The organism is Brevibacterium sp. SIMBA_078 (assembly GCF_046534565.1).
In the GTDB taxonomy this organism is placed as follows: domain Bacteria; phylum Actinomycetota; class Actinomycetes; order Actinomycetales; family Brevibacteriaceae; genus Brevibacterium.
The window spans coordinates 52,030-76,215 of record NZ_JAWRYQ010000003.1; the positions used below are offsets into that span (position 1 = coordinate 52,030).

The 24,186-nt window shown below is 64.8% G+C and carries 16 protein-coding genes; 3 read left to right on the plus strand and 13 right to left on the minus strand.

All coding sequences use genetic code 11. From position 1 onward, the window contains the following. Positions 1 to 13 precede the first annotated feature (13 nt). Positions 14 to 2,206, minus strand: coding sequence for an ArnT family glycosyltransferase (locus tag SB749_RS12065; RefSeq protein ID WP_410710538.1), 2,193 nt, complete (start codon positions 2,204 to 2,206; stop codon positions 14 to 16). Continuing rightward, the gene (locus tag SB749_RS12070; protein ID WP_410710539.1) at positions 2,199 to 3,464 is read right to left on the minus strand and encodes a glycosyltransferase; all 1,266 of its coding nucleotides are present in this window, start codon (positions 3,462 to 3,464) and stop codon (positions 2,199 to 2,201) included. Before SB749_RS12070 ends, SB749_RS12065 begins: the two co-directional genes overlap by 8 nt. Positions 3,465 to 3,611: 147 nt before the next feature. Between SB749_RS12070 and SB749_RS12075 the strand changes: the two genes are divergently transcribed. Next, positions 3,612 to 4,298, plus strand: a complete 687-nt coding sequence (locus SB749_RS12075) for a DUF1707 domain-containing protein (protein WP_410710540.1) — start codon at positions 3,612 to 3,614, stop codon at positions 4,296 to 4,298. Then, positions 4,295 to 5,320, plus strand: a complete 1,026-nt coding sequence (locus SB749_RS12080; protein WP_410710541.1) for an ATP-dependent 6-phosphofructokinase — start codon at positions 4,295 to 4,297, stop codon at positions 5,318 to 5,320. Before SB749_RS12075 ends, SB749_RS12080 begins: the two co-directional genes overlap by 4 nt. 200 nt (positions 5,321 to 5,520) lie before the next feature. On the opposite strand, the gene SB749_RS12085 is transcribed toward SB749_RS12080, so the two are convergent. The 3 genes from SB749_RS12085 to SB749_RS12095 all read right to left on the minus strand — a co-directional run bounded on the left by SB749_RS12085 (position 5,521) and on the right by SB749_RS12095 (position 14,263). Then, complete coding sequence (locus SB749_RS12085) at positions 5,521 to 9,393, minus strand: DNA-directed RNA polymerase subunit beta' (protein WP_410710542.1); 3,873 nt, start codon at positions 9,391 to 9,393, stop codon at positions 5,521 to 5,523. 68 nt (positions 9,394 to 9,461) lie between these two features. After that, positions 9,462 to 12,941 (minus strand): DNA-directed RNA polymerase subunit beta, encoded by a 3,480-nt coding sequence (rpoB, locus tag SB749_RS12090; RefSeq protein ID WP_410710543.1) that lies wholly within the window; start codon positions 12,939 to 12,941, stop codon positions 9,462 to 9,464. Between the two features lie 227 nt (positions 12,942 to 13,168). Continuing rightward, on the minus strand, positions 13,169 to 14,263 hold the full coding sequence (locus tag SB749_RS12095; protein WP_410710544.1) for a GNAT family N-acetyltransferase: 1,095 nt from the start codon (positions 14,261 to 14,263) through the stop codon (positions 13,169 to 13,171). 63 nt (positions 14,264 to 14,326) lie between these two features. Between SB749_RS12095 and SB749_RS12100 the strand changes: the two genes are divergently transcribed. After that, the gene (locus tag SB749_RS12100; protein ID WP_410710545.1) at positions 14,327 to 15,127 is read left to right on the plus strand and encodes an MBL fold metallo-hydrolase; all 801 of its coding nucleotides are present in this window, start codon (positions 14,327 to 14,329) and stop codon (positions 15,125 to 15,127) included. 64 nt (positions 15,128 to 15,191) lie between these two features. On the opposite strand, the gene SB749_RS12105 is transcribed toward SB749_RS12100, so the two are convergent. The 8 genes from SB749_RS12105 to SB749_RS12140 form a co-directional block, all read right to left on the minus strand. Then, on the minus strand, positions 15,192 to 16,409 hold the full coding sequence (locus tag SB749_RS12105; RefSeq protein ID WP_410710546.1) for a hypothetical protein: 1,218 nt from the start codon (positions 16,407 to 16,409) through the stop codon (positions 15,192 to 15,194). Further along, positions 16,406 to 17,215, minus strand: coding sequence for a hypothetical protein (locus SB749_RS12110; protein WP_410710547.1), 810 nt, complete (start codon positions 17,213 to 17,215; stop codon positions 16,406 to 16,408). Before SB749_RS12110 ends, SB749_RS12105 begins: the two co-directional genes overlap by 4 nt. Next, a complete protein-coding gene (locus tag SB749_RS12115; RefSeq protein WP_410710548.1) occupies positions 17,215 to 18,450 on the minus strand; it encodes a hypothetical protein in 1,236 nt (411 codons plus the stop codon). The genes SB749_RS12110 and SB749_RS12115 overlap by 1 nt, the downstream gene beginning before the upstream one ends. Before the next feature lie 222 nt (positions 18,451 to 18,672). Further along, complete coding sequence (gene rplL, locus SB749_RS12120; RefSeq protein ID WP_101546927.1) at positions 18,673 to 19,059, minus strand: 50S ribosomal protein L7/L12; 387 nt, start codon at positions 19,057 to 19,059, stop codon at positions 18,673 to 18,675. Between the two features lie 59 nt (positions 19,060 to 19,118). Beyond that, positions 19,119 to 19,652 carry a 50S ribosomal protein L10 gene (gene rplJ / locus SB749_RS12125; protein WP_062244493.1) on the minus strand — a complete coding sequence of 178 codons (534 nt, stop codon included), beginning with the start codon at positions 19,650 to 19,652 and terminating at the stop codon, positions 19,119 to 19,121. Positions 19,653 to 20,010: 358 nt separating this feature from the next. Beyond that, entirely contained in the window at positions 20,011 to 21,030 is a 1,020-nt protein-coding gene (gene adhP, locus SB749_RS12130; RefSeq protein ID WP_410710549.1) for an alcohol dehydrogenase AdhP, read from the minus strand. Positions 21,031 to 21,155: 125 nt separating this feature from the next. Then, on the minus strand, positions 21,156 to 22,679 hold the full coding sequence (locus SB749_RS12135) for an aldehyde dehydrogenase family protein (RefSeq protein ID WP_410710550.1): 1,524 nt from the start codon (positions 22,677 to 22,679) through the stop codon (positions 21,156 to 21,158). Positions 22,680 to 22,824: 145 nt separating this feature from the next. After that, positions 22,825 to 24,102, minus strand: coding sequence for a GAF domain-containing protein (locus SB749_RS12140; RefSeq protein ID WP_410710551.1), 1,278 nt, complete (start codon positions 24,100 to 24,102; stop codon positions 22,825 to 22,827). Between the last annotated feature and the right edge of the window lie 84 nt (positions 24,103 to 24,186).

Here is a 24,186-nt window from a genome sequence, read left to right on the forward strand (position 1 = left end):
ATCGATTATCCCCTCAATCTGCGCTGAGATCGTAGAGCGAAACGGAGTCGACGGTCGTCGCCTCATAGTTCGACTCGACCCAGGCCGCGATCTGAGACGAGGCGGAGTCCGAGTCCCCTCCGCCGGGGCCCTGACCACCACCGGAACCCGATCCGATGTAGTAGTGGATCTTGCCGTCGGACACGAGCTGTTTGAACTCGGCGAGGGTGGGCGATGGATCGGTGCCGTTGAACCCGCCGATCGCCATCACGGGCTCTTCGAGCGCGAGTTGGTATCCCGCCGCCTGATTCGCCCCCGTCGTCGCAGCCACCCACGTGTAGTCCGCGGCATCCTCTTCGAGCAGCTGCGTGAGTTCGTCGGAGGGTTCGGATCCGTTGAGCAGACCGCCCATCCCGCCTCCTCCGCCGGGCATCCCCCCGGTACTGCCCTTGCCGGCTTCGGAATTGCGTGTCCCACCGGGCGTGCCACCGGTCGTGCCATCCGTGCCGCCGGCGCCTCCGCCGGGTCTGACGCCGCCGCCGGGCATTCCGCCACCGCCGGGTCCACCGCCCATGCCCGAGCTCGTGCCGGCGATCGTGACGATCGATCCCTGCGTCGTCCCGGCGATCGTGCGCACGGCCAGCTGAGCCGGAATCGCAGCGCTGCCGAGGATGGCCAGCGCGACGAGCACCGAGGCGAGCGCCGTGCCGATCCGCCGGTGCGCGGTGACGATGAGGACCAGAGCGCCGAGGATCGAGACGATGAGCACGCACCAGCGCAGGACGCCCGGGACCCCGGTCATCTGCGAGCTGATGATGAACTGCCACGCTCCGGTCAGGGCCCAAGCCACCGCCAGCAGCAGACGTGGGAGGAATCCGTCACGGGCGAGCAGCACCGCGACGCCGAGGCCGATGACGGCGGCGATCGCGGGAATGAGCGCAACCGTGTAGTACTCGTGGACGATCCCGTTCATATTCGACAGCACGAGCCACGTGACGATCAGCCATGCACCCCACATCAGCAGTCCCGCGCCGAGGCTGCCCCCGCCGATTGCGCCGGACGCGCGCACCGCGAGGCCGGCGTCCTTCTCACTGTCAGTGACGGTGTCCGGGATGGTGTCCGTCGAACGTGTTCCGGTCGGAACGGTTCCGTCCGTGACGGTGGGGACACGGCGACGGCGGGCCGCCTCGGCGAGGATGAGGAGAACGATCGTCACGATCAGGAGGAACAGTGCGGTGGGCAGGAACCACGACACCTGCTGGCCGAAGCTGCCGGTGTACAGGCGGGTGACGCCCGTCTCGCCCCATCCGCCGCCCTGGCCGCCGCCTCCTCCGCCGACGGACCCGGTCTCGTTGCCGGTCAGCCGTCCGAAGCCGTTGTAGCCGAAGGTGAGCTCGAGGAAGGAGTTCGACTGCGAGCCGCCGACGTAGGGTCGGGAGCCTGCAGGGGTGAGCTCGACGAGGGCGATCCACCAGCCGGCGCTGACGATCATCGACCCGAGCGGGACGAGCAGCCACAGCAGACGGCGTGGCCAGGAGGTGCGGGCGAAGAGCACCCAGGACACAGCGAGGCCTGGGACGATGAGGAGGACCTGGAACTGTTTGGTCAGGAACCCCAGGCCGAGGCAGACTCCGGCGAGAATGAGCCAGCCGGCGATGCGGCGGGACGGGCGTCGCCGGTGGGCCTCGGTGAGCGTGCGCAGGGCGTGCTGGGTCGCGACGACCGCACCGATCATCAGGGTCACGAGCAGCGCGTCCGGGTTGTTGAACCGGAACATCAGCGCCACGACCGGGGAGACGGCGAAGATCACGCCGGCCCCCAGAGCGGCGGCCTTCTCAAGCCCTGGTCCGACATGGGATCGCAGGCTCAGCCGCACCGAATGGACGATGAGGAGCACACTCACCCCGGCCAGGAGGACCTGGGACAGGAGCATCGAGAACGAAGAGAAGCCGAAGACCCGGGCGCTCAGGGCCATCAGCCACAGGGAGGCCGGGGGTTTGTCGACGGTGATCGCGTTCGCCGAGTCGAGGGAGCCGAAGAGGAACGCCTCCCAGTTCTCCGATCCGGCCTGCACAGCCGCCGCATAGAAGGAGTTCGCCCAGCCGTTGGCCGTGAGGTTGGCGAGGAACGCCGCGATCGTGCCGAGTGTGAGCACGGTGAGTGTGATCGGGTACCAGTGCCGTCGCAGTCCGCGGGTGCGGGCATATCGGGTGGGGGTTTCAGACATGGTCGATGTCCTTGTCGTTCGGGAGCGCCGTTCCGGCTGCAGTAGTCGTGGTGGCGGGGTGAACGCTCTGGTGGGAACCGCGGGCGAAGACCCATGTGCGCATGAGCACGAACCGGACCACAGTGGCGGCGAGGTTCGCCGCCGTCAGCACGGCGAGCGTGCCGACAGTTGCCCAGGGTCCGGTGAATCCATCTGCGACGGCCAGACCTGCCGAGGTGAAGGCCAGGCACAGGCCGAAGGCCGCCAGACCCTTCAATTGGGAGGTCAGTCGGCGGTGCGGGGATCTCACCCCGAAGGTGTGGCCCCGGTTGAGGGCGGTGTTCGCGATCGTCGAAAGGAGCAGCGCAATGATGTTCGCCGTGGGTTCCGAGACGAATTGGATGCCGAGGAGGAACAGCACGGCGTAGAGCACGGTGCTGATGATCCCCACGTCGATGAAGTGGAGGATCTGCGCCCCGGTGTTCGGTGCCGGGACTTCGTGACTGGTCCGGATGCGTCCGCCCGTGCGCAGCCGGACGATGCCCTTGATGTCCTTCCACGCCGTGCTGACCACGTCGACGGAGGAGTCGGGGTCATCCGTCCAGTCCGTGCCGAACTCGTGGATGCGGTACCCGGCCCACTCGGCGAGAGCGAGCAGCTCCGTGTCGAAGAACCACTCGCTGTCCTCGACCTGCGGGAGCAGGTCTCTCGCCGCACCCTGCGACAGCGCTTTGAAACCGCATTGAGCGTCGCTGAACCTGACACCGAGGCTGAGCTTGAGCAGTCGGTTGTAGCAGCGGGAGATGATCTCGCGCTTGATGCCCCGCTCGACCGCAAGACCGGGCTGCAGACGGGACGCGATGGCCACATCGGCCAGTCCCGAGCGGATCACCTCGACCATCGGCTCGAGGACTCGGATGTCGGTGGCGAGATCGACATCCGTATAGGCGACGATATCCGCCGTCGAGGACTGCCACACCCGGGACAGTGCGCGCCCGCGGCCTTTCTGCTCGAGCCGCACGTATTCGACGTTCGGGTGTTCGGCCGCCAGCGCTGCGGCGATTCTCGGGGTCGAATCGGTGCTCGCATTGTCGGCGATGATGATCGTGACCTCGATTCCGCGACCGGTATCGGCGGCGAGGAGAGTCTCGATCGAGACGGCCAGCGAAGCCTCCTCGTTGTAGACCGGGACGACGAGGTCGACGGTCGTGGGCGTTCGCAGGGACGGGGCTGCTGGGTGCGCTTCGGGATGGTTCCCGGCGCTGCTCTCGTATCTCATGGGGACCACATTCGCGTCCCCGCTTAGGCCCACCATCGGTCGCAGCTGTGGCCCGGCTGTGGACGGGCCGACACGGCACAGCGCCCTGTCCGACCGCCTCGGCGGAAGGCCCGGTCCGTGCGGGTGATTCCCGCTACACTGGTGGCCATGGCCGAAGATGACTCCCCTGCCCCGAAGCGCCGGATCCGTGCCTCCGACAAGGACCGCGACGAGGTCCTCTCCGTGATCACGGAGGCGGTGACGAACGGACGCCTCGACCCCGAGGAGACCGCGCAGCGGCAGGATGATGCCATCTCTGCGAAGTTCCTCGACGACCTCATGCCGCTGATCGACGATCTGCCGGAGGGCCACCGCCTCCACCAGAGACTCGCCCGCCAGACCGGTCACGATCAGGAATCGGGCCCGGGGTCGGCTCTGCAGCGACGGGCACCGACCGAGCTCAGCCCGGCCGTCGATCCGGGTTCCGCCCCGCCTACGAACTCGGTGGCCATTATGTCCGGTCGAGAGATCGACGTGGCGCCGGGCACCGGACAGGTCACCACCTATGCGCTCATGGGCGGGGACAATATCGATCTGTGCGCCGTCATGGGACCGGGTGTGACCGTCGAACTGGTGTCCTACTCGATGTGGGGCGGCAACGACATCTACGTCCCGCCGGGTGTGCGCATCCGCGACGAGACGATCAACATCATGGCGGGCAATGAGGTCCGTCAGTCCGCGCGAGGCGACGGATCGAACGGCACCGTCGTCCTCAAGGGCTTCTCACTCATGGCCGGACACGATGTCCATCTGGCCAAAGGCTACCGAGCAAAGGATCAGGGTCAACTGGAATGAAGATCGGCGTACTCACATCGGGCGGAGACTGCCCAGGCCTCAACGCTGTCATCCGCGGCATCGTCCGCAAGGGAATCCGCACCCACAATGCCTCATTCGTCGGCATCCGCGACGGCTGGCGAGGTCTGTTCCACGACGACATGTTCGACATGACCATGCTCGATGTCCGAGGCCTCTCCGGTCGCGGCGGCACCATCCTCGGCACCTCACGCACCCATCCCTATGAGGACGGCGGTCCCGAGCGCATGCGCGAGGTCATGGCCGCACACGGCATCGATTCGCTCATCGCCATCGGCGGCGAAGGCACTCTCGCTGGGGCCTCGCGGCTGGTCAGCGAGGAGGGTCTGCACATCGTGGGCGTTCCCAAGACCATCGACAACGACCTCGGCAACACCGACTACACCTTCGGCTTCGACACCGCTCAGTCCATCTCCACGGAAGCGATCGACCGGCTGCGCACCACGGCCGAATCGCACCACCGCTGCATGGTCATCGAGGTCATGGGACGCAACGTCGGCTGGATCGCCCTGCACGCGGGCATGGCAGCAGGCGCCCATGCGATCCTCATGCCCGAGTTCCCCGTCGACTTCGACCAGATCGCCGAATGGGTGACCTCGGCCAAAGATCGCGGGCGTGCACCGATCGTCGTCGTCGCGGAGGGGTTCGTTCCCGAGGGGTTCGATTCCCAGGTCGCCGACCACGGTGTGGACAACAAGGGCCGCGTCCGCCTCGGCGGGATCGCGAACTACCTCGCTCCCAAGATCGAAGAGATCACCGGAATCGAATCCCGGGCCACGATCCTGGGACACCTGCAGCGAGGTGGCTCCCCCACCGCCTACGACCGCGTACTGTCCACGCGGCTGGGCATGGCGGCGGTCGACCTCGCCCAGCATGGCCACTGGGGGAAGATGGCCAGCCTCAAAGGCACGGACATCGTCTCCGTGGAGATGTCCTCGGCCGTGCACAGTCTCAAATCGGTGCCGCTGCATCGCTGGGAAGAGGCGCAGGTGCTCTTCGGCTGAGACCACGGCAGCTTCATCGAGAAACGGGTGGAGTGTCGAGACACGGGTGAGGGCACATGCCCGTGTCTCGACACTCCACCCGTTTCTCGTCGTCGCCGGCATGAGTCGCAAGCATGAATGACGTGCATGAATGGCAGGAGGGGCACCCACCAGTTGGTGGATGCCCCTCCTGTCTGCCGTACGGCTGGGAGATCAGCTGATCAGCTGAACGCTCCGTAGTCGTAGTCTTCCAGCGGGATGGCGGAACCGGAATCGGCTCCGATGCCCGCGTAGAAGTCGCCGTAGCTGTTCGTGAACATCTCGGCCTTGGCCTCTTCGGTCGGCTCCACCACGAGGTTGCGGTGGGTCTGCAGGCCGGTGCCGGCAGGGATGAGCTTACCGAGGATGACGTTCTCCTTGAGACCCATGAGCGTATCGGACTTGCCTTCCATGGCCGCCTCGGTGAGGACGCGGGTGGTCTCCTGGAAGGACGCGGCCGACAGCCACGACTCGGTGGCCAGCGAAGCCTTCGTGATGCCCATCAGCTCGTCACGAGCCGATGCCGGCTGGCCGCCTTCGGCGACTACACGACGGTTCTCCGCCTGGTAGCGGCCACGGTCGACGAGCTCACCGGGCAGCAGGTTCGTATCGCCCGACTCGATCACGGTCACGCGACGCAGCATCTGCCGCACGATGACCTCGATGTGCTTGTCGTGAATGCCCACGCCCTGCGAACGGTAGACCTTCTGAACTTCCTCGACGAGGAAGCGCTCGGCCTCACGGCGACCGCGGATGCGCAGCACCTGCTTCGGATCGACGGCACCGACGATGAGCTGCTCTCCGGCTTTGACGTGCTGACCGTCCTCGACCATGAGACGGGCACGCTTGGACACTGCGTGCTCGATCTCTTCGCTGCCATCATCAGGGGTGATGATGACGAAGCGGGTCTTGCGGCTGTCGTCGATCTTCGCCCGTCCGGTCGCCTCGGCGATGGGGGCGAAGCCCTTCGGTGTGCGGGCTTCGAAGAGCTCGGTCACACGCGGCAGACCCTGCGTGATATCACCTGTCGAAGCGGCGGCACCACCGGTGTGGAACGTACGCATCGTCAGCTGGGTACCGGGCTCACCGATCGACTGAGCTGCGACGGTGCCGATGGCCTCGCCGATGTCGACGAGCTGGCCGGTCGCCATCGAGCGACCGTAGTGCTCGGCGGAGATCTGCGCATCGGAATCGGCAGTCAGCACGGAGTGGACCTTGAGTTCCTCGATGCCGTTGGCCACGAGCATGTCCACCACTGCACCGGTGACATCGGACTTGGCCGGCAGGAGCACATTGCCCTCGGCGTCGGTGACATCGGAGACGGAGAGACGACCGTAGACGCTGGTCTCGGCGTACTCGTGCGGAACCAGGTTGCCCTCGTGATCGCGTTCGGCGATCGGCAGGGTGATGCCCTTGTTCGACTCGGCCTCTGCCGCGCGGATGATGACATCCTGCGAGACGTCGACGAGACGACGGGTCAGGTAACCGGAGTCAGCGGTACGCAGAGCGGTATCAGCCAGACCCTTACGAGCACCGTGCGAGGCGATGAAGTACTCGAGCACGGCGAGTCCCTCACGGTAGTTCGACACGATCGGACGCGGGATGATCTCACCCTGCGGGTTCGTCACCAGGCCGCGCATACCGGCCAGCTGACGCACCTGCATCCAGTTACCGGAGGCACCGGACTCGACCAGACGCAGCACCGAGTTCTCCTCGGGGAAGTTCGTGCGCATGATCTGGTCGACCTTCTCGGTCGTCTCGGTCCACAGCTTGACGAGCTCGTTGCGGCGCTCGTCGTCGGTGAGTGCACCGAGTTCGTACTGCTGCTGAACCTTCGTGTCGATGACCTCGGCATCGTTGATGATCTCGGTCTTCGCCTCGGGTGAGACGACGTCCGACATCGCGATGGTGATGCCCGAGCGGGTGGCCCAGTGGAAGCCGCCGGCCTTGAAGTTGTCCAGCGTGTGTGCGACCTCGACCTTAGGGTACTCCTCGGCGAGGTGGTTGACGATCCGGCTCAGAGCCTTCTTGTCGATCGTGGAGTTCACGAACGCGTAGTCGGCAGGCAGGTACTCGTTGAACGTCGCGCGTCCCAGAGTGGTCTGCACGTCCAGCGGGTCGCCGGCCTCCCAGCCCTCAGGAAGCTCCATGTCCGCGTTGGGAACGACGTCCTCGAGGCGGATGGTGATCGGCGAACCGAGATCGAGCTCTCCGCGGTCGAAGGCCATGATGGCTTCGCCCATTCCGGAGAACGCACGGCCCTCGCCGGCCAGTCCCTTGCGCTCGGAGGTGAGGTGGAACAGACCGATGATCATATCCTGCGAAGGCATGGTCACGGGCTTGCCGTCCGAGGGCTTGAGGATGTTGTTGGCCGAGAGCATGAGGATGCGGGCCTCGGCCTGCGCCTCGGGACTCAGCGGCAGGTGCACAGCCATCTGGTCACCGTCGAAGTCAGCGTTGAACGCCGAGCAGACGAGCGGGTGCAGCTGGATGGCCTTACCCTCGATGAGCTGCGGCTCGAACGCCTGGATGCCCAGACGGTGCAGGGTCGGTGCGCGGTTGAGCAGCACGGGGTGTTCGGTGATGACCTCTTCGAGGACGTCCCACACCTGCGGATGCTGGCGCTCGACCATGCGCTTGGCCGACTTGATGTTCTGAGCGTGGTTGAGATCGACCAGGCGCTTCATCACGAAGGGCTTGAACAGCTCGAGAGCCATGGTCTTCGGCAGACCGCACTGGTGCAGGTGCAGCTGCGGACCGACGACGATGACCGAACGGCCCGAGTAGTCCACACGCTTGCCGAGCAGGTTCTGACGGAAGCGTCCCTGCTTGCCCTTGAGCATGTCCGACAGCGACTTGAGCGGGCGGTTGCCCGGTCCGGTCACCGGACGTCCGCGACGTCCGTTGTCGAACAGCGAGTCCACGGCCTCCTGCAGCATCCGCTTCTCGTTGTTGACGATGATCTCGGGAGCACCGAGGTCGAGCAGACGCTTGAGGCGGTTGTTGCGGTTGATGACGCGACGGTAGAGGTCGTTGAGGTCCGAGGTCGCGAAGCGCCCACCATCGAGCTGCACCATCGGGCGCAGCTCCGGCGGGATCACCGGAACGACGTCGAGGACCATGCCCTCGGGGTTGTTGTCGGTGGTCAGGAACGCGTTGACGACCTTGAGGCGCTTGAGCGCACGGGTCTTGCGCTGTCCCTTGCCGGTGGCGATGAGCTCACGCAGCTTCTCGGCTTCGCCTTCGAGGTCGAAGTCGATGAGGCGCTTCTGGATGGCTTCGGCGCCCATGGCACCGGTGAAGTACAGGCCGAAGCGGTGGAACATCTCGCGGTACAGGCTCTCGTCACCTTCGAGGTCGTTGACCTTGAGGTTCTTGAACCTGTCCCACACCTGCTCGATACGGTCGACCTCGCGGTCGGCGTTCTTGCGCAGCTTGTCCATTTCCTTCTCGGCGGTGTCACGCAGCTTCTTCTTGGCCTGGGCGGTTCCGCCTTCGGCCTCGAGTGCGGCGAGATCCTCTTCGAGCTTCTTGGCACGACGGTCGATGTCGGCGTCACGGCGGGTGCCGATCTGCTGCTTCTCGACGTCGATCTTGTTCTGCAGGCTGGGCAGATCACGGTGACGGGAATCCTCGTCGACCGAGGTGATCATGTAGGCCGCGAAGTAGATGACCTTCTCGAGGTCCTTCGGAGCCAGGTCCAGCAGGTAGCCCAGACGCGAGGGCACGCCCTTGAAGTACCAGATGTGGGTGACGGGAGCGGCGAGCTCGAGGTGGCCCATCCGCTCACGGCGCACCTTGGCACGGGTCACCTCGACGCCGCAGCGTTCGCAGATGATGCCCTTGAAGCGGACTCGCTTGTACTTTCCGCAGGCGCACTCCCAGTCACGGGTCGGTCCGAAGATCTTCTCGCAGAAGAGTCCGTCCTTCTCCGGCTTCAGGGTGCGGTAGTTGATGGTCTCAGGCTTTTTCACCTCACCGTGTGACCAGCCGCGGATGTTCTCCGTGGTGGCAAGACCGATGCGCAGTTCATCAAAGAAATTGACGTCAGGCACGTAAATCCTCTTTCCTGGCGATGAACGAATCGTTCATCAAAAAGTTGTGTCGGTTGAAGTGGAAGTCCTCAGACTTCTTCTACGGTCTGTGCTTCGCGGCGGGAGAGGTCGATGCCGAGCTCTTCGGCGGCGCGGTAGACCTCGTCCTCCGACTCGCCCATCTCGACATGGCCTCCGTCGGAAGACAGGACTTCGACGTTGAGGCACAGGGACTGCATCTCCTTGATGAGGACCTTGAACGACTCCGGGATTCCCGGGTCGGGCAGGTTCTCACCCTTGACGATGGCTTCGTAGACCTTCACACGGCCTGGGATGTCATCGGACTTGATCGTCAGAAGCTCCTGCAGGGTGTAGGCGGCGCCGTAGGCCTCGAGGGCCCAGACTTCCATCTCACCGAAGCGCTGACCACCGAACTGCGCCTTACCACCGAGCGGTTGCTGGGTGATCATCGAGTACGGTCCGGTCGAACGCGCGTGGATCTTGTCGTCGACGAGGTGGTGGAGCTTGAGCATGTACATGTAGCCGACCGAGATCGGGTACGGGAACGGCTCACCGGAGCGTCCGTCGAACAGCTGGGCCTTGCCCGAGGAGTCGATGAGGCGGTCCCCATCGCGGTTCGGGGTCGTCGAATCCAGCAGTCCGCGCAGCTCCTGCTCGTGCGCACCGTCGAAGACCGGGGTGGCCAGGTTGGTGCCGGCCTCGGCTTCGCGAGCGGCGTCGGGCAGCTCGGCAGCCCATTCGGGGTTGCCCTCGATCTTCCAGCCCTGCTTCGAGATCCATCCGAGGTGGACCTCGAAGACCTGTCCGATGTTCATACGACGGGGGACACCGTGCGGGTTGAGGATGACGTCGACAGGGGTGCCGTCCGCGAGGAACGGCATGTCCTCGACCGGCAGGATCGTCGAGATGACGCCCTTGTTTCCGTGACGGCCGGCCATCTTGTCACCGATGGTGATCTTGCGGCGCTGAGCCACGTAGACGCGGACCATCTGGTTGACGCCGGGCGAGAGCTCGTCATCGTCCTCGCGGTCGAAGACGCGCACGCCGATGACGGTGCCGATCTCGCCGTGGGGAACGCGCAGCGAGGTGTCGCGGACCTCACGGGACTTCTCACCGAAGATCGCGCGCAGCAGGCGCTCTTCCGGGGTCAGCTCGGTCTCACCCTTCGGGGTGACCTTGCCGACGAGGATGTCACCGTCGGTGACCTCCGCGCCGATGCGGATGATTCCGCGATCGTCGAGGTCGGCCAGGGCATCGGGCGAGATGTTCGGGATGTCCCGAGTGATCTCTTCGGCACCGAGCTTGGTGTCGCGCGCATCGACTTCGTGCTCTTCGATGTGGATCGAGGAGAGCACATCGTCCTGGACGAGGCGCTGCGAGAGGATGATCGCATCCTCGTAGTTGTAGCCTTCCCAGGACATGAACGCCACGAGGAGGTTCTTGCCCAGAGCCATCTCACCGTTCTCGGTGGACGGTCCGTCGGCGAGGACGGTTCCGGCCTCGACGCGGTCGCCTTCGTCGACGAGGATGCGCTGGTTGTACGAGGTGCCGTGGTTCGACCGCTTGAACTTCGCAGCCTTGTAGGTCAGCTGGGTTCCGTCGTCGGCGAGCACAGTGACGTAGTCGGCCGAGACCTCGGTGATGACACCGGACTTCTCAGCGGTGATGACATCGCCGGCGTCGACGGCGGCACGGTATTCCATGCCGGTGCCCACGACCGGGGATTCGGCCATCACCAGCGGCACGGCCTGACGCTGCATGTTCGCACCCATGAGGGCGCGGTTGGCGTCGTCGTGCTCGAGGAACGGAATCAGAGCCGAAGCCACAGACACCATCTGACGTGCGGAGACGTCCATGAAGTCGATCTGGTCGTGCTGGACCAGTTCGGCCTCGCCGCCGCCGCCCTTCGGACGGGCCAGGACCTCGACCTCGGCGAAGCGCTGGTCGTCGGTCAGCGGTGCGTTGGCCTGGGCGATGTTGAACTCGAGTTCGTCATCGGCGGTCAGGTACTGCGTCTCATCGGTCACGACACCGTCGACGACCTTGCGGTAAGGCGTCTCGATGAAGCCGAAGGGGTTGATGCGGGCGTAGGACGCCAGCGAACCGATCAGACCGATGTTCGGACCTTCGGGGGTCTCGATCGGGCACATGCGGCCGTAGTGCGAGGGGTGCACGTCACGGACTTCCATGGCGGCACGGTCACGCGAGAGACCGCCGGGTCCCAGTGCGGAGAGACGGCGCTTGTGGGTCAGACCCGCGAGCGGGTTGTTCTGATCCATGAACTGCGAGAGCTGCGAGGTGCCGAAGAACTCCTTGATCGCAGCCACCACGGGGCGGATGTTGATCAGGGTCTGCGGGGTGATCGCCTCGACGTCCTGGGTGGTCATGCGCTCACGCACAACGCGCTCCATCCGGGACAGACCGGTGCGGATCTGGTTCTCGATGAGCTCACCGACGGCACGGATGCGGCGGTTGCCGAAGTGATCGATGTCGTCGAGCTTGACACTGATCTCGGCCTCTTCACCGTCGCGGGTGCCCTTGGCCGTGTCCACTCCGGCGTGCAGCGACACGAGGTAGCGGATGGTGGCGACGACGTCCTCGGTGGAGAGCACCGAGTCCGACAGCGGGGCTTCGACGCCGAGCTTGCGGTTGACCTTGTAGCGGCCGACCTTGGCCAGGTCGTAGCGCTTCGGGTTGAAGTACAGGTTGTTGAGCAGGTTGCGAGCGGCCTCGGCGGTCGCGGGCTCTGCCGGGCGCAGCTTCTTGTAGATGTCGAGCAGCGCTTCGTCCTGCGTGGTGACGGTGTCCTTGGCCATCGTCTCGCGGATCGATTCGAACTCACCGAACTCTTCGAGGATCTTCGCTTCGGACCAGCCGAGGGCCTTGAGCAGAACAGTCACGGACTGCTTGCGCTTGCGGTCGAGGCGAACACCGACCTGGTCGCGCTTGTCGACCTCGAACTCCAGCCAGGCACCGCGGGACGGGATGATCTTCGCGGTGAAGATGTCCTTGTCCGTGGTCTTGTCGACGCTGGATTCGAAGTAGGCGCCGGGCGAACGCACGAGCTGGGAGACGACGACGCGCTCGGTGCCGTTGACGATGAACGTGCCCTTGTCGGTCATGAGGGGGAAGTCACCCATGAACACGGTCTGGCTCTTGATCTCGCCCGTGTTGTTGTTCATGAACTCGGCGGTGACGTACAGCGGCGCCGAGTAGGTCATATCGCGTTCCTTGCACTCATCGATCGAGTACTTGGGAGCTTCGAACCGGTGCTCGCGGAACGACAGCGACATGGATCCGCCGAAGTCTTCGATCGGCGAGATCTCTTCGAAGATGTCTTCGAGTCCCGAGGTGGTTGCGACTGAGTCGTCCCCGATCTCGATGGCCTCGGCGACGCGGTCCTGCCACGCCTCCGATCCGATCAGCCAGTCGAAGCTGTCCGTCTGCAGACCGAGCAGATCGGGAACCTCGAGGGGCTCGCGAATCTTCGCGAAGGAAATTCTCTTGGGGGGATTAGCGGTCCTGGTGTTGTCGTTGGCGGCGGCCAATTGGTTCCTTCCGAGTGCTTCACCATCTGATACTTCGTCTGCCCACTCGCTCCGGCGACGTCCGGACATCCACGACATATACGGGGTGTCAGATTTCGACTCCCGGCGTCGGCATGGTTCACTTGAGTGGAAATGCTGTGCCCACCGCTATATGAAGGCACACCACAGGCAGAACGATGCAAATATCAAGCTTATAGCATCTGGTCAAGTCTGGCAAGACGACGGTTTCAGTGCAGATTCTTCGTCCACATCCCCACCCATGCCCACGTGGCGAATCCCGCCTGATCGTTGATCGCCAGCATCCACGAATTCTCCACCGCATTCCATGTGTACACCCGGTCGACAGCCGAATGCTCAGCGAGGCTGCGATGATTGGCGATCTTGAGCCGAGCGCCGAGGCGGTGGCCGCGATGCTCGTTCAGCACGAGGGTTCCTCCCTGCCAGCCCACGGTCGGCCTGCCAGCCGCGTATCCGACCTGCGTATACCCCGCCGGCTCCCCGCCGAGAAGGGCGAGCGCCGTGGCCATGGATTCGCCCTTCGCGTTCTTCTCTGCATCGAGGGCCCTCACCCGCTCACCGTCCCAGGTCTCCTCTCCCCCGAATTTCGCCGCTCCCGGCACGTCGGTGCTCAGCCGACGCTTGCACAGTGCGATGTGCTCGAGCCGCTGTTCCGGGACCGGGCCTCGCCACGTCTCGATGACGTAGTCGTCGGCCATGTCACCGAGGTCGAGCTCGGCCGCAGTGGCGGTCGGAGCGACCGAGCACCGTTCGATCTGAGCGAGCCCGTATCCGCGGGCGCGGAGGAACGACACCTCCGGCAGAGCGACCGGCAGCGTCCCGGCACCGGTCTCGGCGGCAAGATGGGCCCCGCGCAGGTCGGCAGTTCTGACAGACTCCGGGATCTCACAATAGGTCGACAGCGCGGTCCGTCCGTCTGCCGCCAGGTCGGACTCCATCCGATCGAGCAGGGCCGCGCCCAGTCCTCGTCGGCGCAGATCGGGTCGGACCGCGCACCAGAGCTCCGCGGTGTCGGTGTTGCTCGTCAGACGCAGGTCTGCGGTGCCCCTGGCGACGATGTCTCCGTCGCTGCGACCGATCCATGTGAGCGTGGTCCGGTACTCGCTCCTGCTGGTCAGCGCGTGTCGCACATCCTCGGGAATCGGGTCGAAGTCCTCCCCCAGCCCGGATGCCCGATTGATGACGGTGTCGAAAGCCAGCAGCTCGGGTAGCAATGCCTCGACTGCCGCCGGGTCGCCGTGTCCGGACCTGAACCGGGTGATCTCCATCTGTGGCCTCTGTCGTCCCTGATGGCCGCCTCGCATTGCAATGTCTCCTTCGCGCATCGTCGCGCTGACAGCCGGTGGGAGACATTCTAGACTGCGACCATGACACGAGTGAGCATCCTCAGCTTCGATCCGGCCGCTGTCAACTGCGGAATCATCGTCGGCACCGATCGCTCTCTGCTCGTCGACGCGGGCCCCGGCCCCGCGGCCGCCGCAGATCTGGTGGAGCGGGCGGTCCGCCTCGGCGGGGAGATCGGAGGCAGCCATCCGCGCGCGATCGAGCTCGCGATCACCCATGATCATTGGGATCACTTCTTCGGTGCCGCCGCAGCCGTCTCCGCCGGGGTCACCGCCGTGTACGCATCGTCATCGTTCGCAGCCGATCAGGAGGCCACGGCCTGGATCGCCCTCGACGGAGTCGCGGGCGGTGACTTCCCGGATGAATATCTGTCGAGCCTTCCCGCAGATCCCGGTGAGCTCATCGTCGACGTCTCACCCGTCGATCCGACACCGGGTGATGTGTGGCACCTCGACCTCGGTGACTGTCCGGTCGAGTTCCATGTGCTCGGAGGACATTCGACGGCCGACCTCGTCGTCCGACTGCCCGAGCTCGGCATCGTCTTCACCGGCGATCTCGTCGAAGAGGCGGATGCCCCTCAGGCCGGGGCCGATGCGTCCTTGAGCGAATGGGCATCGAGCCTGCACACCCTGCTGTCGTTTCCTGAGGCGAAGACCTTCGTTCCCGGTCACGGGGTCCCGGTCGACCGTGGTTTCATTTCCCGTCAGCTCGCCGATATCGAGGGGATGAGGATCGATCAGGGAGACGCCGAGGTGGCTCTGCCCGCCCGCTCCATGCCGGGTGATCATGATCGGACGATTCCCCGGGAGCACCGCCTGGTCTGATTCCGAACCCACCCGAGCAACGTTCGGACGTGCACTGGCTGAGTGGACTCAGCCGGGCGGTTCCCTAGGAGCCCTGCCGGTGCAGGGCGGTGACGAGATCGCCGCCGATCGCTCCGAACAGCGTCTGCGCCCAGACGCTGCGGCCCTCGACGTAGGGTCGGTCGCCGTCGAAGATCCACTGCAGTTCGCGGCCGGAGTGCAGATCGGACAGGCAGCTGCCGCAGACGGGGACGCGAACGCTCTTTCCCGCCAAGTGTCCCTTGCGCTCGGTGCTCACCAACTGATTCGATCGTGCCTCTCCGTGGAGGGGGTTGACCGTGCACAGACTCTGCGGGAGTCCCCGCGACTTTGCTGATTTCGTCGAGCCGGAGGCGCGGGCAGAACCGGTCTTTCTGGTCCTCGCCCCGCGCTTGGTCGATCTGTGCAGCTTCACCTCGGCGATCTCGCGTCCGGCCTGACGCAGCAGCACCATGGCCCCGGCGAGGTCGATGCGTTCGGCTTCGGTGTCGTCGACGATGCCTCTGGCCATCTGATAGGCGTCGAGTGCTCTTTCCACCCCTTCGGCATCTGCGGTGCTGAGGTCCTGTGTCTGCAGCTGCGTGATCTCGTCGGCCAGCTCTGTCGTGTCCTCGTTCAGTCCTTCTCGCAGCGTCTTCCGCTGCAGGTCATCGACTCGGTCGAGCAGTCGTGCCGGCAATTCGAAGCGGCGGCGGGTGCGGGCGGCTTTCGCCCGCTCTCGCCGTGACCTGGCGAACCAGACGACGGCGATGACCAGCGCCAGCACCAGAACCGCTCCCCCGAGGAACAGAGTGGCAGTCGAGTTCGAACCGTCGACCGTCTGCACCTCGCTGCCCGAGGCCTCCTGTCCGGTTTCGTACTCGGGTGCCTCTTGCGGATCGGCGTAGAGGTCGAGGAGCATGTTCAGCTTCGTCTGCGATGGAGTGCTGTGGCTCCATTGTTCGCGCCCGACGGACATCTGCTCCATCACCTGCATCTGCAGATCGTGCTGGTCCTCGAAGGTGTAGTCGACGGCGAGGTCGGTGTTCGTATCGATCATGATGAACGCACCCTCATCGCCGTTGAAGACCTTGACTTGCTCGAGCAGATCCCTATCGGCACCCTCGCCTCCGGTGATGATGACGTAGACATCGAAGTCGAGGCTGTCGATCTTCGTCTCCGCCTTCTGCAGCAGTGTGTCGTTGATCTCCCCCTTCGCGGCATTCGTCACGTAGACGGGATCGGTGTTGAGCGCCTCGGCGATCGTCTGGGCCTGTTGGGTCACTGCTTCGCTGTCCGTTTCTTCAGTGCGCGGCGGATGAAGTATGTTCCGACGCCGATTCCCGCGCCGACGAGGATGCCGAAGACGGCTCCGGCCACAGCGCCGCCGGTGCTGTACGACAGCGTGTGCGGGTCCTTCGTCGTGTCCTCGGAGGTCACCTCCGGGTTCCCGTCGTCATCATGACGGTGCGAGTAGCGCGATTCGACGTCTGCGGTCTCGGCAGCACTGATCTTACGCACTCCCGCGAGCGCGGCATCGGAGTCGCTGTCGTCGAAGTCCCCCGACAGAGTCAGCAGCGAAGGTCGGAGGAGGCCCTTCTCCGCCAGTCCCATGCGCCCGGTGGCATCGACCGTGAGCACTGCAGCCTCGGGGTCATCCATCTCGGTGACGATCCGAGCCGCCAACAGATCGAGGTCTCCATCGGCGTCGTCGAGATCCGAGACGTTGAGGAACGCCACATAGATCGGGCTGTCGGCCTCGGCGATCTCCGCGCGGATGGAGTCGACATCGCCCTCGTCGATCTCGAACTCCGGGTAGCCGTCGAAGTAGACGGGATCTGCTGCGAAGGACCTCGCGATCGCCTGGTAGCGGTCTGTTGCGTAGTTCGGGTCATGGGCGCCTTCGATGCGGTCGTCGTAGATCGAGTCGACGACGATCGCGTCACTGTCGGCTGCGGTGATCCTCTCGGCCTTCGCCTGATCGAACAGATGTGTGCTCAGCAGAGTGGCGCCGATCGACACCGCAGCGACCGCGACGACGGCGATGAGCCAGTCGAGTGGGGTCTTCGAACGCACGCTTCCGGCGGCCATCATCGGCTCCTTCCGACAGCGGCGGAGCGCTGAGGGCTCATTTCATCCAGCACCGCCTCGTCGAGAGGTTGGAAGCTGCCGAAACCGGAGAGCGCGTAGGCGTCATCGCGCCGGAAGTACGGGACGGCACGGGTGGAGCCGGGACGTTTAGGCACCATCAGTCGTTCCGGGTCGTGGCCGGTCGCCAGCTCCTGACGACAGTCGGCGCACAGCCCTACGGTGAGGCTGCGGCCCGACTGTTTGAGCACATGGTCCTCAATGTCCTTGCGATGATGCGGGAAGAGGAAGCAGAAGCGCGGTTCGTCTTCGACTCGGCTGGAGCGCCTGCGCAGCTGTCGGCGCAGCCAACGGTCGAGGGCGACGAGGACGAACACGCCGTTGCGGTGGGCGAAGTCGACCGATTCTGCCCAATCCGGGTGGGCCGCGGTCAGAGCCGCCAGCGCATCCTGGATTCGTCTGCCTCGGTCATGCAGGGCCCACGTGTCGTCATCGGGATGGTCGGGTTCGGGGATCGGGGCGGCCGCCTCGGTGACTGCCTTCTTCAGTTTGTGCGACGTGACCAGTTCGGGTTTCGTGGTCAGCTCCGACCGCCAGGAATAGCGATGCCGGCGACCAAGCAGCCACAGGGTCGCGCCGAGGGCTGCGACGGCCGTGGCGCCGAAGACGAGCGTGTCCGGGTCGGAGTTGTCGAGGCCGAAGCGTTCGATGTAGTCCTCATTGCGGTCGCCGACGTCGCGGGTGTCGAAATCCGGTGCCTGGGGAGGCTCGGTGCCCTTGGCGGCGGCGACGAGGACCTGCAGATAGTAGGGCACGGCGAGTTCGACGGGGATGAAGTCGTCGCTGCTGGACTTCATGAGTTCCGGGGCGCCCGTGGGGACGACGGGTCCGTTGTCGGTGACGAGGTAGGCGAACGAGCGGGCGGAGGTCTCGCCTTCGCTGAAGAGGACGAGGGTCTGCTTCTCCCCCGATTCCTGGTGCATCTCAAAGGCGAAGTCGGAGGTGAACTTCGCCCAATCGCCGTAGCCCATGGTCAGGAGTCCGGGGACGATCGCGAGGTAGTGGGTGAGGCCGGTGTCCTCGGTCTGCTGTGAGGCTTGCCGAATGGCCTTGATCTGATTCTCGGTCAGTCCGGGCCTGATGATCTCGTCGATGTAGAGGGGATGCTGCGCCCAGGTTCCGCGGATGCGATCGCGCAGCTGCTGCTGTGCGCGGGCGTAGCTCGTCGTCTCAGTCACCAGTCAAGGATAATTCAGCTTCTGCCCGGCCCTTGTCGATCGGTGTTCCGAATCGGTCACATCGGTACAGGACCGGCGCACATCCTCGGCGAAGGAGGGCATCCCGGTGGGAGTGGGCATCCTCGGTGGGGGTGGGCAAAACCTGGTGGGGATGCAAAGAACCCCCACGGCGGACCGTGGGGGTTCGAAGCCTATGCAGCAGTCAGTCTGCTGCGCAGAAGATCACTTGAGGGTGACGGTGGCGCCGGCAGCCTCGAGGGTCTCCTTGGCCTTCTCGGCGTCTTCCTTCGAAGCGCCTTCGAGGACGGCCTTGGGAGCTCCGTCGACGAGGTCCTTGGCTTCCTTGAGTCCGAGGGAGGTGAGTCCACGGACTTCCTTGATGACGGGAACCTTCTTCTCGCCGGCCGATTCGAGGATGACGTCGAATTCGGTCTGCTCTTCAGCAGCGGCTTCGCCGGCTCCGCCAGCGGCAGGAGCAGCGGCGACGGCGGCCGGAGCGGCAGCCTCGACGTCGAACTCTTCTTCGAACTTCTTGACGAACTCGGACAGTTCGATGAGGGTGAGCTCCTTGAAAGCCTCGAGGAGCTCGTCGGTGGTGAGCTTAGCCATGGTGGCTAGTCCTTCCTGTTTTGGTCACGATCAGCGACCGGTTCGGTTTGTGGTGATGCTCAGGCGTCGGAGGCAGGAGCGTCGTCCTGCTTCTCGCGGAGGGCATCGACAGTGCGCACGGCCTTGACCAGCGGAGCGGTGAAGAGGTAAGCCGCCTGGTGGAGGCTTGCCTTCATGGCACCGGCTGCCTTTGCAAGCAGCACTTCGCGGGATTCGAGGTCGGCGAGCTGGTTGACCTGTTCGGGGCTGAGCGCGGCTCCATCGAAGTAGCCGCCCTTCACCACGAGCTTGTCGTTCGCCTTGGCAAAGTTACGCAGAGCCTTGGCAGCCTCAGGTGGTTCGCCGTTGACGAACGCGATCGCGGTGGGCCCATTGAGGTGCTCATCGAGACCGGTGACTCCGGCTTCCTTGGCTGCAATCTTGGTCAGCGTGTTCTTTACCACGGCGTAGCTGACGTTCTCACCGAGAGAGACGCGCAGTTCTTTCATCTGCGCGACGGTGAGACCGCGGTACTCGGTCAGCAACACAGCGTCGGAGTTCTCAAACTGCTGTTTGATCTCCTCGACTGCGGCTGCCTTGTCTGGCCTCGCCATGGTGTTCCTTTCATAAGTCGTCCGGTCTGTCCCGACAACAGAAAAAGCGCTCCACGCAGATAGGCGTGAAACGCTTGGCCGCCGATTCCAAAGGGAATCCGACGGAAGGATTTCGAGCTCACCTGCGTGGGTCACTCTCTAGGAGTCTTCGTCTGCGGCCACCGGGATTCGATGGCGAATTCCGATAATTCCGCAGAGACCGACGGTCTTGGGTGTTTCAAGTTTAACGAAGTCTGTCCCGGCAAGTCCAATCCGCCCGCCGAGACCCCTCCCACACTACCTGACGGCGGCTCAGCAACCTGGCGCGAGGTTGCTGCGCCGCCGTCAGGTAGTTCGGGAGCGCGGGTGGACAGGTTCGTCAGTATTCGATGACGACGCGGCCGTCGATCTTGCCGTGTTCCATCTCGTCGAAGATCGCGTTGATGTCCTCGAGAGGTCGCTTCGTGAACGTCGGGTGGATCTTGCCGGCGGCATAGAATTCCAGCGCCTCGACCATGTCCTGCCGAGTGCCGACGATCGAACCGCGGATCGTCAGGCCCTTGAGCACGATGTCGAAGATCGGAGCCGGGAAATCGCCGGGCGGCAGTCCGTTGAAGACGATGGTGCCGCCTCGGCGGGTCATTCCGATCGCCTGGCCGAACGCCGCCGGGTGGACGGCTGTGACGAGGACTCCGTGTGAGCCGCCGATCTTGTCCTGGATGATCTCAGCCGGATCTTCGGCGAAGGCGTTGACGGTGATTTCGGCACCGTGCTTCTTCGCCAGCGCCAGCTTGTCGTCGGCGACATCGACGGCGACGACGCGCATTCCCATGGCCACGGCGTACTGGACGGCGATGTGTCCGAGCCCGCCGATACCGGAGATGACGACCCATTGGCCCGGCTGCACCTCGGTGCGTTTGAGTCCCTTGTACACGGTGACTCCGGCGCACAGGACCGGGGCGATCTCATAGGGATCGGCGCCGTCGGGGATGATGGCGGCGAACTTCGTGTCGACGAGCATGTACTCGCCGAAGGAGCCGTCGACGCCGTAGCCGCCATTGACCTGGGATTCGCAGAGAGTCTCCCATCCCTGACGGCAGTGCTCACAGGTTCCGCATGCGGTCCACAACCAGGCGTTGCCGACCATCTGTCCGACCTCGACATCGGTGACGCCTTCGCCGACCTTTTCGACGATGCCGACTCCTTCGTGTCCCGGGATGAGCGGCACCTTCGGTTTGACCGGCCAGTCACCGTGTGCGGCGTGGAGATCGGTGTGGCAGACGCCGGAGGCGACGAGTCTGACGAGGGCCTGACCCGGGCCGGGTTCGGGAATGGCGTTGTCACCGACGACGAGTTCCTGGCCGAAGCCCTCGACCACTGCAGCTTTCATTGCGGACATCATTCGCTCCTTTGTGATGATGGTTGATGAGGCGATGCGGGGTTTGAACTTGTGGTGGAACTACCCGACGGCGGCCCAGATACCTGGCGCGAGGTTGCTGCGCCGCCGTCAGGTAGCAATAGGGATCAGAAGAAGCCTTGGGCGTTCTCCGAGTAGCTGACGAGCAGGTTCTTCGTCTGCTGGTAGTGATCGAGCATCATCTTGTGGTTCTCGCGACCGATGCCCGAAGCCTTGTACCCGCCGAAGGCCGCATGAGCCGGGTAGGCGTGGTAGTTGTTCACCCACACGCGCCCGGCCTGGATCTCACGTCCGGCCCGGTAGGCGGTGTTGCCGTCGCGCGACCAGACACCGGCGCCGAGGCCGTAGAGCGTGTCATTGGCCGTGGCCATGGCGTCGGCGTAGTCGGAGAATGTCGCGACCGAGACGACGGGCCCGAAGATCTCCTCCTGGAAGATGCGCATCTTGTTCGTGCCCTTGAAGATCGTCGGCTGCACGTAGAAGCCGCCGGCCAGATCCCCGTCGAGTTCGGCCTTGCCGCCGCCGGTGAGCACCTCGGCGCCTTCCTGACGGCCGATGTCGAGGTAGGACATGATCTTCTCGAACTGGTCGTTCGAGGCCTGGGCGCCCATCATCGTGTCCGTGTCGAGCGGATTGCCCTGGACGATCTTCTTCGTCCTGGCCACGACCTTCTCGAGGAAGGGATCGGCGATCGATTCCTGGATGAGCGCACGCGACGGGCAGGTGCAGACCTCGCCCTGGTTGAGCGCGAACATCGTGAAGCCCTCCTGGGCCTTGTCCGCATACGAATCGTCCTTGGCCAGCACATCCTCGAAGAAGATGTTCGGCGACTTTCCGCCGAGCTCCAGAGTCACCGGAATGATGTTCTGCGAGGCGTACTGCATGATCAGACGACCGGTTGTGGTCTCACCGGTGAACGCGATCTTCGAGATCCGCTTGTTCGACGCCAGCGGCTTGCCGGCCTCCAGACCGAAGCCGTTGACGACGTTGAGCACGCCCTCGGGCAGCAGGTCGGCGATGAGCTCGACGAGGACGAGGATCGAGGCAGGAGTCTGCTCGGCGGGCTTGAGCACGATCGCGTTGCCCGCGGCCAGCGCCGGTGCGATCTTCCACACGCCCATAAGGATCGGGAAGTTCCAGGGAATGATCTGGCCGACCACACCGAGCGGCTCGTGGAAGTGATACGCCACGGTGTCATCGTCGATCTGCGAGAGTCCGCCCTCCTGTGCCCTGATCGCTCCGGCGAAGTAGCGGAAATGATCGACCGCCAGCGGCAGGTCGGCGTTGAGGGGCTCGCGGATCGCCTTGCCGTTGTCCCAAGTCTCGGCGACGGCAATCATCTCGAGGTTCTCCTCGATGCGGTCGGCGATCCGATTGAGGATGTTGGCCCGTTCGGCGACCGAGGTCTTGCCCCAGGCCGGAGCCGCCTTGTGCGCGGCGTCGAGAGCGAGTTCGATGTCCTCAGCGGTGCTGGCCGGGACCTCGGTGAAGGTCTTGCCGGTGACGGGGCTGGGGTTTTCGAAATAATTGCCCTTGACCGGCGGCACCCACTGACCGCCGATGAAGTTCTCATACCGGGACTTGAAGGTGACGAGCGACCCGTCCTGACCAGGCTGTGCGTAGACAGTCATTGCAACTCCTTTGATGCGTCTGATTCCACCGGATTGTCTCCGTGTGACCACGACGCTACCGAGCGCAACGTTGCATATGGGTTGCATCACATCGCCGAGGCGGCCGCCCCGTCCCGCACACCGAACCGCAATCGGTTCGCCGAGTTCAGAGGCCCAGCGCCTCCAGGCGCACGACCGCGGCGTTGCGTTCGGCGGCCTCGGGCGGTGCCAGACGCAGCACTGTCATGAGGACTTCGACGTCGTCGCGGGAGTCCGGCAGGTTCGCGAACCGCCACAGCTGCTGCCAGGTTCCGTCCTGGAGCAGGGTCTCGCGCATAAGCGCATCGACCTCCGCCGCAATCTCGCGGACTCCCGGCGCTTCGGAATCCGGCAGGACGGTCCCCCTGAACTGCTCGAGGGCCGAATCCATGTCACCGCTGGCCAGAGCCTGCACGGTGAGCTCCAGATCCGAATCGACGTCCCCGCGCAACCGATAGGGGCGGGCGTCGATGCGCAGATCGCCGACGCTGCCGATCGTTCTGCGCAGACGATTGATCTCCGCCCGGACCGTGACTTCGCTGCCGCCGACCGACCACAGCCGCTCCACCAGTCCGGCACCGCTGATGCCGTCGGGATGCCTGTGCAGCAGCAACAGGATCTCGGCGTGCCGACGGCTCAGGGGAATCCGCGTTCCATCGGGGCTCTCCAAAGCGGGGCTGGGACCGAGCACTGTCAGTCTGGTCCCGGCCGCCTCGGTGCCGGTGTGCATCTGCTGCGGCGTGAAGAGCTGGGACAGCTGAGCCCCGGCGGCCTTCGCCGTCGACGACAGCAGCGGCAGCACGATGGAGGACACGGCGTCGTCTCCCCCGGTGACATCGATGATGCCGATGACCTGCCCGGTCAGCGGGTGGGTGACGGGGACGGCGCTGCAGCTCCACGAATGGACGTCGGGGGCGAAATGCTCGGCGCGGCTGACCTGCACGGGCCGGCCCGATCGCAGTGCCAGGGCCGGGGCGGAGGTGCCCATGACCTCCTCGGACCAGTCCGAACCGGAGACGAATCCCATGGCTTCGGCGCGGTTGCGCACGCCCCGCTCCCCCTCAACCCACAGCAGTCGCCCCTGTTCGTCGCCGAGGGCGGCCAGCAGTCCGGCGTCTTTGGCGGGTTCGATGAGATGGGACCGCAGCAGCGGCATGATCGCGTGGAAGGGATGTCGCCGGCGCACCTCGGCGAGACGATCGGTTTCGAATGCGACCTGGACCTGCACGCTGTCGGGGTCGCGCAGCCGGGTCAGGGACCGGTCCCAGGATTCCAGCACCGAGGCGCGCACCCCGGGCCCTGACGACGGCAGGTGGAGGCTCGTCTCCGACGGTCCTGCCAGACGCTCATGTGCGCGTCGAACGGCGCTCTGATAGGTGTCTTCGAGCAGCAGCGTCGAATCCATGGCGGACGGTCCACCTCCATCGGCGGGTGTCGGAAGAGTGTTTCAACTGCTCATAATCTAATCGTGAACCCGTCCGTGGACAAG

Excerpts from the sequence above, each read along its gene's own strand:
- rplL (WP_101546927.1), bottom strand. The coding sequence starts at position 19,059 with ATGGCTAAGCTCACCACCGACGAGCTCCTCGAGGCTTTCAAGGAGCTC.
- SB749_RS12100 (WP_410710545.1), top strand. The coding sequence starts at position 14,327 with ATGACACGAGTGAGCATCCTCAGCTTCGATCCGGCCGCTGTCAACTGC.
- rplJ (WP_062244493.1), bottom strand. The coding sequence starts at position 19,652 with ATGGCGAGGCCAGACAAGGCAGCCGCAGTCGAGGAGATCAAACAGCAG.
- SB749_RS12070 (WP_410710539.1), bottom strand. The coding sequence starts at position 3,464 with ATGAGATACGAGAGCAGCGCCGGGAACCATCCCGAAGCGCACCCAGCA.
- SB749_RS12080 (WP_410710541.1), top strand. The coding sequence starts at position 4,295 with ATGAAGATCGGCGTACTCACATCGGGCGGAGACTGCCCAGGCCTCAAC.
- SB749_RS12075 (WP_410710540.1), top strand. The coding sequence starts at position 3,612 with ATGGCCGAAGATGACTCCCCTGCCCCGAAGCGCCGGATCCGTGCCTCC.
- SB749_RS12065 (WP_410710538.1), bottom strand. The coding sequence starts at position 2,206 with ATGTCTGAAACCCCCACCCGATATGCCCGCACCCGCGGACTGCGACGG.
- adhP (WP_410710549.1), bottom strand. The coding sequence starts at position 21,030 with ATGTCCGCAATGAAAGCTGCAGTGGTCGAGGGCTTCGGCCAGGAACTC.
- SB749_RS12095 (WP_410710544.1), bottom strand. The coding sequence starts at position 14,263 with ATGCGAGGCGGCCATCAGGGACGACAGAGGCCACAGATGGAGATCACC.
- SB749_RS12135 (WP_410710550.1), bottom strand. The coding sequence starts at position 22,679 with ATGACTGTCTACGCACAGCCTGGTCAGGACGGGTCGCTCGTCACCTTC.
- SB749_RS12110 (WP_410710547.1), bottom strand. The coding sequence starts at position 17,215 with ATGGCCGCCGGAAGCGTGCGTTCGAAGACCCCACTCGACTGGCTCATC.
- SB749_RS12140 (WP_410710551.1), bottom strand. The coding sequence starts at position 24,102 with ATGGATTCGACGCTGCTGCTCGAAGACACCTATCAGAGCGCCGTTCGA.